The sequence below is a fragment of the Stenotrophomonas sp. 1278 genome, assembly GCF_029892765.1.
Lineage (GTDB): Bacteria > Pseudomonadota > Gammaproteobacteria > Xanthomonadales > Xanthomonadaceae > Stenotrophomonas > Stenotrophomonas indicatrix.
Map to the genome: position 1 here is coordinate 85,812 of NZ_JARXWD010000008.1, position 12,345 is coordinate 98,156.

Below are 12,345 nucleotides of genomic sequence, written 5' to 3' on the forward strand. Positions count from 1 at the left end.
GTTCGACCTCGCATGGTAAGGGCTCGAACCAGCAACCGGTACCCACGCGGCGCAGCCTGCGAGGCTGCGCCGCGTGGCGCCGGTCACTTGCGCTCGGGCAGCGCGTAGGCGATCACGTAGTCGCCACGGTCCGGTGACTGGCGTGCGCCACCGGCGGAAATCACCACGTACTGGCGACCGGTCTTCGGCGAGACGTAGGTCATCGGCGTGCCTTGGCTGCCAACCGGCATGCGGGCCTTCCACACTTCCTCGCCGGTGCGGCTGTCATAGGCGCGAAGGTAGTAATCCTGCGTACCGGCGAAGAACAGCAGGCCCGACTGCGTGGCCAGCGAACCGCCCAGGGTCGGCATGCCGATCGGAATCGGCAGGCCCATCTTGATGCCCATCGGCCCGGTGTCCTTCACCGTGCCCACCGGCACCTGCCAGACCAGCTGGCGGGTCGCCAGGTTGATTGCCGACATGGTGCCGAACGGCGGTTTCTGGCAGGGAATGCCCAGCTTGGACAGGAAGCGGTCGCGCAGCGAGCCGTACGGCGTACCGGTCTGCGAGGCCGCTCCCATTTCCACGCCACCGTCGCCGCTGGTCATCTGCGCGCGCGGGATCAGCTTGGTCCACAGGCCCAGGCGCATGTCATTGACGAACAGGTAGCCGGTGGTGGGGTCGACCGAGGCGCTGCCCCAGTTCATGCCACCCAGCGAACCGGGCCATTGCAGCGCGAGGTCTTCGCCCGGCGGCGTGTACATGCCGTCGTAGCGGAACTGCTTGAACTGGATGCGGCACAGCATCTGGTCGATCGGGGTGGCGCCCCACATGTCCGACTCGGTCAGCGTCTGCGCGCCGATCTGCGGCAGGCCAACCGACAGCGGCTGGGTGGCGGCATAGCGTTCGCCCTGCGCATTGCCCTGCGGCGCGGGGATGTTGCGCACTTCGCTGATCGGCACGCCTGTCTGGCGATTGAGCATGAAGATCTGCCCGGCCTTGGTGATCTGCAACAGGGCCGGCAGCGTGCCGCCCTTGCCATCGGGCACGTCGGTCAGGGTCGGCTGCGCAGGCAGGTCGTAGTCCCATAGATCGTGGTGCACGGTCTGGTAGACCCAGCGCTCCTTGCCGGTGGCCACCTCCAGCGCAACCACCGCCGAACTGTACTTGTCATCCTGCGGGGTGCGCTCGCCGGCCCACTGGTCCGGGGTGGTGTTGCCGGTGGGCAGGTAGACCAGGCCCAGCTGCGGGTCGTAGGCCATCGAGGTCCACACGTTCGGCGTGGCGCGCGTGTAGTGGATCGACGGATCCAGCGGCACGTCCGGGGTTTCCCTGGAAAGATCCCAGACCCAGGCCAGCGCGCCGGTGCGCACGTTGTAGGCACGCACCACGCCGGACGGCTCACCCACTTCAATGTTGTCGGCCACACGGCCACCGACCACGATAAGTTCGCCCGCCACCAACGGTGCGGCGGTGAGCGTGTAGAAGCCCGGCTTGATCTCGCCCATGCCGGCCTTCAGGTCGACCACGCCGTTGCTGCCGAAGTCCGGGCACAGCGCGCCGGTCTTCGCATCCAGCGCGAACAAGCGCGCATCGATGGAGGTCATCAGGATGCGCTTCCCGCACAGCGCCGGGCCCGTGCTGGCCGTTTCGGTGGCCGGCAGCGGCGCAGGTGCCGGAGCGGCTGCATCTGCCGCAGACGGTGCCGTGGTTGCGTCGAAATAGCCCAGACCGCGGCAGCGTTGCCAGTTCGGCGCGGTGGCCTTGGGGTCGAAGGCCCAGCGCTGCTTGCCGGAATCGGCATCGATGGCGATCACCTGGTTGTGCGGGGTGCACAGGAACAGGGTGTCGCCGATCTGCAGCGGGGTGTTCTGGTCCTCGGCACCGAATCCATTGCTTTCCGGCACATCGCCGGTGCGCGCCGTCCAGGCAACCTGCAGTTCCTTCACGTTGGCCGGGGTGATCTGGTCCAGCGCGGCAAAGCGGGTGCCGGCGGTGGTGTTGCCCCAGTGCATCCAGTCGCGCTGTTCAGCGCCCTTGGCCACCGGCACCACCGGCGGCGTGGTGCCCTGCGCGGTCTGTACCGGGCGCGGCTGGAACGCCGACACCGCAGTGCCCAGCAGGCCAACCAGCAGCACGGCGGCTACGCCATAGGCGCCGCGACCGGCAACCTGGCCTCGGCTGCGGCGCAGCACCGGCCACGCCAGGGCGACCAGAAGGGCCAGCACCGCCGGCATCACCAGCCGCGATACCAGCGGCCAGAAATTCCAGCCGGCATCCACCAGTGCCCACAGCAGCGTGGCCAGGAAGGCCAGGCCGTACAGCAGCGCACCGTTCGGCCGGCGCATCGCCAGCAGTACGCCGGCTACCGCCGACACCGCACCCATCAGCAGGAAATACCAACTGCCCCCCAGCTGCACCAGGCGTACACCGCCGACCAGCAGAGCCAGGCCGAACAGGGTCACCAGGATGCCGAGCAGGACCACCAGCACACGGCACAGGGCCGGAACTCTCGTCGTCTCGTCCACGTTGCATGAACCTCATTGCGAAAAACCCGCGCGGAGGCGGGGAAAGCCCCGCGCGCGCCAGGCGTGGCGGGGGCCAACGGCATCCCGGGCGGCTGCGGGCCGTGACGGCGGGCAGGCGTCGGCCTGCTTATGACGCAGGCTGGGTGAATGACCGGTTAGGGCGATTATCGCACGCGTGTGCGATTTTGGCGTGATGCCTCACGGCGCCATCGGTGGAACGCAGCGGCGCAGTGGTGCCGGGAACGGGCAGGGCAGGGGCGAACCGGTTACCCTATGCCGCCATACAAGCTGGTAGCTGCAATGACCGACGCCACCGTGGCCGTCCCCGCCTGGGCCTCGCGCCTGCGCGACATCGCTGATTTCCCGAAGCCGGGCATCCTGTTCAAGGACATCATGCCGCTGCTCGCTCACAGCGAGGACTTCCGTGGCGCGATCGTGGCGATGGCCGATCGCTGGCGCGATCAGAAGCTGGACGCGGTGGTCGGCATCGAATCGCGCGGCTTCATCCTCGGTGCGGCCATGGCGCTGGAACTGGGCGTGGGCTTCGTGCCGGTGCGCAAGCCGGGCAAGCTGCCGGGCAAGGTGCTGCGCGAGGAATACACGCTGGAATACCGCAGCGACTGCATTGAAGTGCATGCCGACGCGCTGCCCGCCGGTGCGCGCGTAGCGATCATCGACGACGTGCTGGCAACCGGCGGTACGCTGGTTGCTGCGTTGTCGCTGGTGCGCCGCCTGGGCGTGGACGTGGTCGGCGCCGGCGTGCTGGTCGAACTGGATGGCCTGGGCGGCCGTGGCCGCTGGGAAGTGGATCTGCCGCTGCACACCGAACTGGTGTTCTGATTGCGTCGCCGGGCATGGCCCGGCGCTACCCACGGCAAGCAGGTAGCGCCGGGCCATGCCCGGCGGATGTCCTGCCCGTTACATCATCCGCACGCGGAAACGACGGCCCTTGATCTTGCCCGCTTCCAGCTTCGCCACCGCCTTGTTGACCTGCTCGCGGGCGATCGCCACGTAGGAACGGGTCGGGAAGATCGCGATCTTGCCGATGAACTTGGCCGACAGGCCGGCATCGCCGGTGAGGGCGCCGAGGATGTCGCCTGCGCGCAGCTTGTCGGTCTTGCCGCCATCGATGCGCAGGGTGCGCATCGCCGCCTGCGGCAGCTCGGCCGGGCGCGACGTCGCCAGCGGCGTCTTCTGCCAATCCAGCGGTTCGCCGCGCTGTGCTTCGATGGCGTCGGCGCGGTTCTTTTCGCGGCCCGCCACCAGGCTGATCGCCAAGCCACTGGCGCCGGCACGACCGGTACGGCCGACACGGTGCTGGTAGCTCTCGACGTCGGTCGGCAGCTCGTAGTTGATCACCGCGGCCAGTTCTTCCACATCCAGCCCGCGTGCGGCGACGTCGCTGGCAACCAGCACGTTGCAGCTGCGGTTGGCCAGGCGCAGCAGCACTTCCTCGCGGTCGCGCTGTTCCATGTCGCCATGCAGGGCGAGCGCGGAGAAGCCGAACTGCTGCAGCGAGTTGGCCACTTCGTCCACGTCCTTGCGGGTGTTGCAGAACACCACGGCCGATTCGGGCGTGTACTTCAGCAGCAGGCCGGCCAGTGCCTTCTGCCGGTGTGCCGGTTCGACTTCGCAGAACAGGTGGCGGATGGCCGGGGCCTGGTCGGCGCCTTCCACGGTCACTTCCACGGCATCGCGCAGCAGGTCGCGGGCCATGGCGCGGATGGTGTCGGGGAAGGTTGCCGAGAACAGTAGGCTCTGGCGATCGCGGTGGGTACGGCCGGCGATCTCACGGATCGGTTCCTCGAAGCCCATATCGAGCATGCGGTCGGCTTCATCCAGCACCAGGGTGCGCACGGCGCCCAGATTCAGTGCGCGCTTGCGCGCCAGTTCCTGCACGCGGCCGGGCGTGCCGACCACCACGTGCGGGTCGTGGCTTTCCAGCGACGCCAGCTGCGGGCCCAGCGGCGTGCCGCCAGTCAGCAGCAGCAGCTTCAGGTTGGGGATGCCGGTGGCCAGCTTGCGGATCTGCTTGGCCACCTGGTCGGCCAGCTCGCGGGTGGGGCACAGCACCAGCGCCTGTACGCGGATCAGGCTGGGGTCGATGGATTGCAGCAGGCCAAGACCGAAGGCGGCGGTCTTGCCGCTGCCGGTCGGGGCCTGGGCGATCACATCGCGGCCATCAAGGATGGCGGGCAGGCTCTGCGCCTGGATCGGCGTGAGGGTGGTGTAGCCGAGGGCATCCAGGCCGGGCTGCAGGGCCGGGCTCAGCGGCAGGGTCGAGAAATCAGTCATGGCGCATTGTACCTGCGCGCGCGCCCGGTCCCGCCGTCGTTCACGATTGTGGGGGGCGCCCGGTAGCGGGCGACCTTGGTCGGCACCTTGGCCGAACGTTCCCTCAACCCAGCCCGATGACCACCAGCCGCGCAGCCATCGCCTGCAACTGCTCCGGGGTGGCCGGTTTTCCAGCGACCCGGGGCTCCAGCAGCAGCTGGTGGAACCACGGGTTGGCGTGCCGCGTGTCGACGTCGAACGAACAGGTTGCCTGCACGCCCATCACCGCCTGAACGATCTCGACCAGCGTGTCTTCGGCTTCATCGACATTGCCCCGCCCATATCGATCATCCAGCAGGCGCAGCGGGATCTGCAGCAGGGCGGGGGAGACTGGCATGCCTCAAGTCTGACGATCCACGTTGCCCTCAGCCCAGCACCGCCAGCACACCCTGGTGGATCGCCAGGCCACCCAGCAGCAACCAGGCGAACAGGATCGATGCCAGCAGCAGCGGCTTCAACCCGGCCTGGCGCAGCGCAGACACATGGGTGGTCAGGCCCAGCGCGGCCATCGCCATGGCCAGCAGCACGGTATCCAGCTGCACCAGCCCGGCCTGCACACCCACCGGCAGCAGATGCAGCGAGTTGAGCCCGGCAACCGCCACGAAACCGAACGCAAACCACGGCACCACGATCCGGGCCTTGCCACCGTCCGCCGCTGCCTTGCCACCACGGGCCAGCCACAGCGACAGTGCGATCAGGAACGGTGCCAGCAGCATCACCCGCACCATCTTGGTGATGACCGCGGTATCGGCGGCTGACTCGCCCACCGCACGTCCGGCAGCCACCACTTGTGCCACTTCATGCACGGTGGCGCCGGTGAACAGGCCGTACTGCCGCGCGTCCATTGCCAGCCAGCCGTGCGACTGCACCAGCGCATACAGCGCCGGGTACAGGAACATGGCCAGCGTGCCGAACACCACCACCGTCGATACCGCCACCGTCACCTGCGCAGCGCGGCCGCGCACCACCGGCTCTGCGGCCATCACCGCCGCTGCACCGCAGATCGCGCTGCCGGCACCGATCAGCATGGCGGCCTCGCGCTCCATCCTGAACACCCGTACACCCAGCCAGCACGCCAGGCCGAAGGTGCTCGCCACCACCAGCACGTCCATCAGCACGCCGGCGACGCCGACGTGGCCGATGTCCTGGAAGGTCACCCGCAGGCCGTACAGCACGATGCCCGCACGCAGCAGCCAGTGCTTGGAGAAGCCCACGCCCGCCGCGCTGGCGGGGCCCAGTCGCGGGTACACGGTGTTGCCGACCACGATGCCGGCGACGATGGCGACGGTCAGCGCACTCAGGCCATGCGCCTGCAGCCAGCGCAGCTCGGCCAGGTACAGCGACGCCGCCGCCACCAGGCCGACCAGCAGCAGGCCGGGCAGGCGCAGTTGCCAGCGCTGGCGCAGGGCGGGCAGGGACCAGGGGGACAGGGCAGGCGCGTTCATGGCGGGTGGGATGCGGGAGAGAGGCGTACAGCCTGCATCCACGCCATCGACCCGTAAAACGAATAATATCGGTGAAACCTACCCATAACGCAGGTACTGAGCATGCGCCTGACGCTCCGCCAGCTGCAGGTCTTCGTTGCCATCGCCGACCAGGGCAGCACCACCGCCGCAGGCCAGGCCATCGCGCTTTCCCAGTCCGCCAGCAGCGCGGCCCTGCAGGAGCTGGAAGCGCACTTCGGCACGCCGCTGTTCGACCGCATCGGCCGTCGCCTGGCGCTGAACGGCCACGGCCGGGCCTTGCTGGAGCCGGCGCGCGCGCTGTTGGTCAATGCCGCCGATCTGGAGCGGCAATTGGCGGCGGGCGGTGACCCGTCCCAAGGCGCGCCGCTGCGGCTGGTGTTGGCGGCCAGCACCACCATCGGCAACTACCTGCTGCCGCCGCGTATCGCCGAGCTGCTGCGGCAGGCACCGCAGGCCGAGGTCGATCTGCGCATCGACAACAGCGCAGGCGTGGTGGCGGCCGTTCAACGGCTGGACGTGGATGCAGGACTGATCGAAGGCCCATGCCACGAACGCGGGCTGCAGGTGACCGCCTGGCAGCAGGACCCGCTGGTGATTGTGGCGGCCGCCGAGGCCCCCGCGCGCTGGTCGCTGGACGAACTGCGCCGCGCACGCTGGCTGCTGCGCGAACCCGGCTCTGGCACCCGCGAAGCGGTGGAACAGGCCTTGTTGCCGCACTTGCGCGGCTTCGCACAGACCCTGCAGCTGGGCAATACCGAAGCGATCAAGCAAGCCGCCATCGCCGGCCTCGGCCTGGCCTGCCTCTCGCGTCATGCGCTGGAAGAACCCTTGGCCCTCGGCCGCCTGCGCGTGCTCGAGACCCCGCTTCCTATCCTGCAGCGCACCCTCTGGCTGGTACGCCACCCCGGCAAGCAGTGGTTGCCGGGTTTGCAGGCGTTGCTGGGGGAAGTGCAGTAGCCGGGATCCATCTTCCACAGCGTGAATTCCACGTAGGGGTCAGAGCCTATTGCGCAGCAACGGGATCCGACCCCGTGCCGACCAACGGTCGGCACCCACCAACAGCAGCGGAGATCTGTCGAAGGCGGGGTGGTGTGGGGCTTCAGGACCGTTGGCGCCATGGATGGCGCCATCGAGCCCCCATGGATGGGTTTACGGCGTGTCCTGAAGCTCCACACCACCCCGCTATCCCTCCAGCAAGTCGGGGTTGGCTGTTGCTGTTGCTGCGGCCGTGGCCTCTGCGGGTGCCGGGCGCCGCCCGGCCAGGCCCCGCAACCCGCTACAATGGCCGGATGCCTCTGATTACTCTGCAAAACGTCGACTTCAGCGTCGGCGGCCCGCTGTTGCTGGAAAAAGCCGAACTGTCGATCGAGCCGGGCGAACGCATCGCCCTGATCGGCCGCAACGGCGCCGGCAAATCGACCCTGCTCAAGCTGCTGTCCGGCGACCACAAGCCCGATGACGGTGAAGTGCGCGTGCAGCAGGGCGTGCGCGTGACCCGCCTGGAGCAGGAGGTGCCGCATGGCGCCGCTGGCAGCGTGTTCGACGTCGTCGCCGACGGCCTGGGCGAACTGGGCCAATGGCTCGCCGAATTCCATCACCTCAGCCACGCCGACGTGTTCGATGGTGAAGCGCTGGGCAACGTCCAGGCCAAGATCGATGCCGCCAACGGCTGGGGCCTGGACCAGCGGGTCAGCGAGACCCTGACCAAGCTCGACCTCGATGGCGACGCGGAGTTTGCGCGCCTGTCCGGCGGCATGAAGCGCCGCGTGCTGCTCGGCCGCGCGCTGGTCTCCAGCCCCGACCTGCTGCTGCTGGACGAACCGACCAACCACCTCGACATCGAAGCCATCGACTGGCTCGAAATGTTCCTCAAGAACTGGAACGGCAGCGTGGTGTTCGTCACCCATGACCGCCGCTTCCTGCGTGCGCTGGCCACCCGCATCGTCGAGATCGACCGCGGCCAGGTCACCAGCTGGCCGGGCGACTGGGCCAACTACGAGCGCCGTCGCGAAGAACGCCTCAACGCGCAGGCCCAGGAAAACGCACGGTTCGACAAGCTGCTGGCGCAGGAAGAAGTGTGGATCCGCCAAGGCATCAAGGCACGCCGCACCCGCGACGAAGGCCGCGTACGCCGCTTGAAGGCGATGCGCAACGAGCGTTCCGCGCGCCGCGACCTCAGCGGCAACGTCAAGATGGAAGCGGCCCAGGGCGTGAGCTCGGGCAAGAAGGTCATCGACATCAAGGACATTTCGTTCGCCTTCGGCGATCGCACGATGGTCCGCGATTTCTCCACCACCATCCTGCGTGGTGACCGCATCGGCCTGATCGGCCCCAACGGCAGTGGCAAGACCACGCTGTTGAAGCTGCTGCTGGGCGAACTACAGCCGCAGAAGGGTGAGGTCAACGCCGGCACGAATCTGCAGGTCGCGTACTTCGACCAGTACCGTGCAGTGCTGCGCGAAGACTGGAGCGCGATCGAGAACGTGGCCGAAGGCCGCGATTTCCTCGAGTTCAACGGCAAGCGCAAGCACGTGCACGCCTACCTTCAGGACTTCATGTTCACCCCTGAGCGCGCGCGCGCGCCGATCACCCGCCTGTCCGGTGGCGAGCGCAACCGCCTGCTGCTGGCCAAGCTGTTCGCGCAGCCGTCCAACCTGCTGGTGATGGACGAACCGACCAACGATCTGGACGTGGAAACCCTGGAGCTGCTGGAAGAGTTGCTGGGCGAATACAACGGCACGTTGCTGCTGGTCAGCCATGATCGTGACTTCATCGACAACGTGGTGACCTCCACGCTGGTGATGGAAGGCGATGGCGTGATCGGCGAGTACGTGGGCGGCTACAGCGACTGGCAGCGTTACGCGGCCAGCGTGGCCGCTGCGCCTGCCGCGGTTGCTGCCGCCAAGCCGGTGGCCGCTGCCCCGGCGGCTGCTGCGGAACCGGCAGCGCCCAAGCGCAAGCTCGCCTACAAGGAAGCGCGTGAGCTGGAACAGCTGCCGAAGACGATCGAAAAGCTGGAAGGCGATGTCGAAGGGCTGACCTCGGCAATGAACGATCCGTCGTTCTACACGCGCAGCAGCGCCGAAGTGACCGCGCACACCCAGCAGCTGGCCAAGGTGCAGGCTGAACTGGATGCCGCGTACGCACGCTGGGAAGAGCTGGAAGGCTGAGCCAGGGCGATGGCCGTCTCGCTTGGCGGGCGGCCACCGATTCACGTGCGTTCGGGCATTGTCACTTTCTTTGCTCGTGCAAAGAAAGTAACCAAAGAAACACGCCGCCAGATCGCGAGCCGGCGCTGTGCGCCGGTGCCCTCCGCTTCTCTGTGAATCAGGGGACGGTGCCGAACTCGCTGCGCTCAGACATCGGCACCTCTACGCCCCTGATTCCCTTGCGATGCTCGGCTCGCTCAAGGCGGACCTGAGGCAAAATCCAAAGCGGTCGCTTCACTTGCCGGGCGCACTCGTGCGTTGGTGATGGTGATACCTGTTAGCGGCTGTCGCTTTTGATCTGTTTCCGCCTTGTAGCGAGCCGAGCACCGCAGGTCCGCCGAGGGCGAAGAGGTGCGGGTGTCTGAACGCAGCGAGTTCCCGCGCCGTCCCTTGGTGGACCGAGGAGCGCAGGGTGCCGGTGCGTAGCATCGGCTCGCGGATGGCGGAGCGTTTCTTTTGGTTACTTTTCTTTGCGCGCACCGCACTGCAGGAGCAGGGCGGAACGGCATAGCCGGCCCGCAGGGTGACGCACAAGGATGTGCGTCATCAAGAAAAGTAACGCCCATGATCCGTGCGGACCAACGGTCCGCACCCACCGGCGGTCATTTGACCCCGTGCAGATCCCGCAGCTGGCTCCGCCGGCTGCCGAAGTACGCGGCCAGATCGGCGATGTCCTGATCGCTCAGGTCCTTCGCCTGCGGTGTCATCAGCGCATGCTGGCGATCACCGGCACGGTAGGCCTGCAGCGCATGCGCCAGGTAATCGCCGTATTGCCCACCCAGCTTCGGATAGGTCGGATCGATCGGCGCATTGCCGTCGGCACCGTGGCAATCGATGCAGCTCTGGCTGGTGGCCTTGCTCTTGACCTTGGCGCGGGCCTCGCCGGCGGCTTCACGCCCGGCAGGCAGGCCCGCGGAGGAAGACGATCCGTGCTCGCCGCTGGCATGGCCGGGATCGCCGGCGGATTTCTCGCTGTTCTCCACCTGTGACTGCGAGCAGGCCGCCAGCAGCAGGGCGACGGACAGGGCGATGGCGTGACGCAGTGGATGCGCGGCTTTCGACATGGGCGGGCCTTACTTGACGGTGGACAGGTAAACAGCGAGATCGGCGATCTCCTGTTCGCTGAAACTCATCGACTGCGCCTGCATCGTCGGATGCCGGCGCTTGCCCTGGCGGTACTCGGTCAGGGCCTGGGTCAGGTACTGCTGGGTCTGGCCACCGATCTTCGGTACCCGGTAACTGGGGTAGGCGTTCTTGTAACCGGTGATGCCGTGGCAACCCTGGCAGGTGTAGGCCAGCACACGGCCATTGTCGAAACTGCCGGTGGGCGTGGCAGCCGCCGGCACAGGGGCCGGAGCCGGTGCCGGGGCGGGTGGTGCTGCAGGAGCAGGTGCGGGCTGTGCGGCGGCCCCGAGGGGCAGGAGGACGGCCAGAGCGAGACAAGCGGCGAGCGGCTGCGGGCGCATGGTGTCTTTTCCGGGGATTCGGGTCTGGTCGTTCCGGCGTGGGGTACGGAACGACCCGAGTATAGCCTCAGGTTTCATCTAGCTGAAATGGGGTCGGCCCGACCGGCGGCGTGAAGACACCATGACCTTTGGGATATGGTGTTGCCGTGAAGTGGTGCATTACTTTGCTACCACACCTGCCCACGCATCCTCCAGGGATCTGACGATGTCGCACCAAACCTTCCTGCCCGGCCCCCGCAGCGGACTCTGCGCTGCCGCGCTGCTGCTCTCCACCTCCCTGCTGCTGAGCGGTTGCGCCGCTGGGCCCAACAACGAGGCCAAGGCGGCCGAGACCAAGGACGAGAAGAAGGTCGACGCGGTGCCGGTGGAAGTGGCCGTGGCCAGCCATCGTGCGGTGGCCGCCAGCTACACCGGAACGGCAGCACTGGAGCCGCGCGCCGAATCGCAGGTGGTCGCCAAGACCTCGGGCGTCGCGCTGGCGGTACTGGTCGAGGAAGGGCAGCGGGTCAGCGCCGGGCAGCCTCTGGTGCGGCTGGATCCGGACCGCGCACGCCTGGCCGTTGCCCAGAGCGAGGCGCAGATGCGCAAGCTGGAGAACAACTACCAGCGCGCACAGAAGCTGGTCGGCCAGCAGATGGTCAGCGCTGCCGATGTCGACCAGCTGCGCTACGACCTGGAAAACGTGCGCGCGCAGTACCGCCTGGCCACGCTGGAACTGTCCTACACCACCGTGGTCGCACCGATTTCCGGCGTGATCGCCTCGCGATCGATCAAGACCGGCAACTTCGTGCAGATCAACACGCCGATCTTCCGCATCGTCGACAACTCGCGGCTGGAAGCCACCCTCAACGTGCCCGAGCGCGAGCTGGCGACCTTGCGTGCGGGCCAGCCGGTCACGCTGTCGGCCGATGCGCTGCCGGGCCAGACCTTCACTGGTGTGGTGGACCGTATCGCGCCGGTGGTGGATTCGGGCAGCGGCACCTTCCGTGTGGTCAGTGCTTTCGATGGCGCCGCGCAGTCGCTGCAGCCGGGCATGTTCGGCCGTATCCGCATCGACTACGACCAGCGTGCCGATGCACTGGTGGTGCCGCGCCTGGCGCTGCTGGACGATGGTGAGCCGGCAGTGTTCCGCGTGCGCGGGGGCAAGGTCGCGCGGGTGCCGGTCAAGCTTGGCTACGCCGAAGGGCCGTGGGTGGAAATCCGTGAGGGACTGGCGGCGGGTGACCAGATCGTCACCGCCGGCAAGGTCGCCCTGCGCGACGGCACCGCGGTGCAGGTGATCGCCGATCCGAAGGCCAAGGCGAAGACCGTAACCGCCTCGGCCAAGCCGGCAGAGAAGGCCGGGAGCACGCAATGACCGCGC

The 12,345-nt window shown here is 67.7% G+C and carries 10 protein-coding genes; 4 read left to right on the forward strand and 6 right to left on the reverse strand.

Features of this window, described 5'->3' with window-relative positions; translation table 11 throughout:
• Positions 1-83 precede the first annotated feature (83 nt).
• Entirely contained in the window at positions 84-2,507 is a 2,424-nt protein-coding gene (locus M2299_RS10030; RefSeq protein WP_100436133.1) for a membrane-bound PQQ-dependent dehydrogenase, glucose/quinate/shikimate family, read from the reverse strand.
• Positions 2,508-2,807: 300 nt separating this feature from the next.
• Between M2299_RS10030 and M2299_RS10035 the strand changes: the two genes are divergently transcribed.
• A complete protein-coding gene (locus M2299_RS10035) occupies positions 2,808-3,347 on the forward strand; it encodes an adenine phosphoribosyltransferase (protein WP_100436134.1) in 540 nt (179 codons plus the stop codon).
• A gap of 78 nt (positions 3,348-3,425) precedes the next feature.
• Here M2299_RS10035 and dbpA read toward each other — a convergent pair whose 3' ends face one another.
• The 3 genes from dbpA to M2299_RS10050 all read right to left on the reverse strand — a co-directional run bounded on the left by dbpA (position 3,426) and on the right by M2299_RS10050 (position 6,286).
• A complete protein-coding gene (gene dbpA, locus M2299_RS10040) occupies positions 3,426-4,802 on the reverse strand; it encodes an ATP-dependent RNA helicase DbpA (protein ID WP_025875072.1) in 1,377 nt (458 codons plus the stop codon).
• A gap of 103 nt (positions 4,803-4,905) precedes the next feature.
• Positions 4,906-5,178, reverse strand: a complete 273-nt coding sequence (locus M2299_RS10045; RefSeq protein ID WP_025875070.1) for a hypothetical protein — start codon at positions 5,176-5,178, stop codon at positions 4,906-4,908.
• A 28-nt stretch (positions 5,179-5,206) separates the two neighbouring features.
• Positions 5,207-6,286, reverse strand: a complete 1,080-nt coding sequence (locus tag M2299_RS10050) for a YeiH family protein (protein ID WP_223485177.1) — start codon at positions 6,284-6,286, stop codon at positions 5,207-5,209.
• A gap of 102 nt (positions 6,287-6,388) precedes the next feature.
• On the opposite strand from M2299_RS10050, the gene M2299_RS10055 reads away from it, so the two are divergent.
• Positions 6,389-7,264: a LysR family transcriptional regulator gene (locus tag M2299_RS10055; RefSeq protein ID WP_223485179.1), complete on the forward strand. Its 876-nt coding sequence runs from the start codon at positions 6,389-6,391 to the stop codon at positions 7,262-7,264.
• A gap of 332 nt (positions 7,265-7,596) precedes the next feature.
• Positions 7,597-9,477, forward strand: coding sequence for an ATP-binding cassette domain-containing protein (locus M2299_RS10060; RefSeq protein ID WP_099783689.1), 1,881 nt, complete (start codon positions 7,597-7,599; stop codon positions 9,475-9,477).
• A 641-nt stretch (positions 9,478-10,118) separates the two neighbouring features.
• On the opposite strand, the gene M2299_RS10065 is transcribed toward M2299_RS10060, so the two are convergent.
• Complete coding sequence (locus M2299_RS10065) at positions 10,119-10,580, reverse strand: cytochrome c (protein WP_280884279.1); 462 nt, start codon at positions 10,578-10,580, stop codon at positions 10,119-10,121.
• 9 nt (positions 10,581-10,589) lie between these two features.
• A complete protein-coding gene (locus tag M2299_RS10070; RefSeq protein WP_025875058.1) occupies positions 10,590-10,982 on the reverse strand; it encodes a c-type cytochrome in 393 nt (130 codons plus the stop codon).
• A gap of 205 nt (positions 10,983-11,187) precedes the next feature.
• Here M2299_RS10070 and M2299_RS10075 point away from each other — a divergent pair, with 205 nt between their 5' ends.
• Positions 11,188-12,339, forward strand: coding sequence for an efflux RND transporter periplasmic adaptor subunit (locus M2299_RS10075; RefSeq protein ID WP_099842321.1), 1,152 nt, complete (start codon positions 11,188-11,190; stop codon positions 12,337-12,339).
• Positions 12,340-12,345 lie beyond the last annotated feature (6 nt).

What these genes read in the sequence shown, in the direction of transcription:
- M2299_RS10060 (WP_099783689.1), top strand. Translation starts at nt 7,597, where the DNA reads ATGCCTCTGATTACTCTGCAAAACGTCGACTTCAGCGTCGGCGGCCCG.
- M2299_RS10045 (WP_025875070.1), bottom strand. Translation starts at nt 5,178, where the DNA reads ATGCCAGTCTCCCCCGCCCTGCTGCAGATCCCGCTGCGCCTGCTGGAT.
- M2299_RS10065 (WP_280884279.1), bottom strand. Translation starts at nt 10,580, where the DNA reads ATGTCGAAAGCCGCGCATCCACTGCGTCACGCCATCGCCCTGTCCGTC.
- M2299_RS10035 (WP_100436134.1), top strand. Translation starts at nt 2,808, where the DNA reads ATGACCGACGCCACCGTGGCCGTCCCCGCCTGGGCCTCGCGCCTGCGC.
- M2299_RS10050 (WP_223485177.1), bottom strand. Translation starts at nt 6,286, where the DNA reads ATGAACGCGCCTGCCCTGTCCCCCTGGTCCCTGCCCGCCCTGCGCCAG.
- dbpA (WP_025875072.1), bottom strand. Translation starts at nt 4,802, where the DNA reads ATGACTGATTTCTCGACCCTGCCGCTGAGCCCGGCCCTGCAGCCCGGC.
- M2299_RS10055 (WP_223485179.1), top strand. Translation starts at nt 6,389, where the DNA reads ATGCGCCTGACGCTCCGCCAGCTGCAGGTCTTCGTTGCCATCGCCGAC.
- M2299_RS10070 (WP_025875058.1), bottom strand. Translation starts at nt 10,982, where the DNA reads ATGCGCCCGCAGCCGCTCGCCGCTTGTCTCGCTCTGGCCGTCCTCCTG.
- M2299_RS10075 (WP_099842321.1), top strand. Translation starts at nt 11,188, where the DNA reads ATGTCGCACCAAACCTTCCTGCCCGGCCCCCGCAGCGGACTCTGCGCT.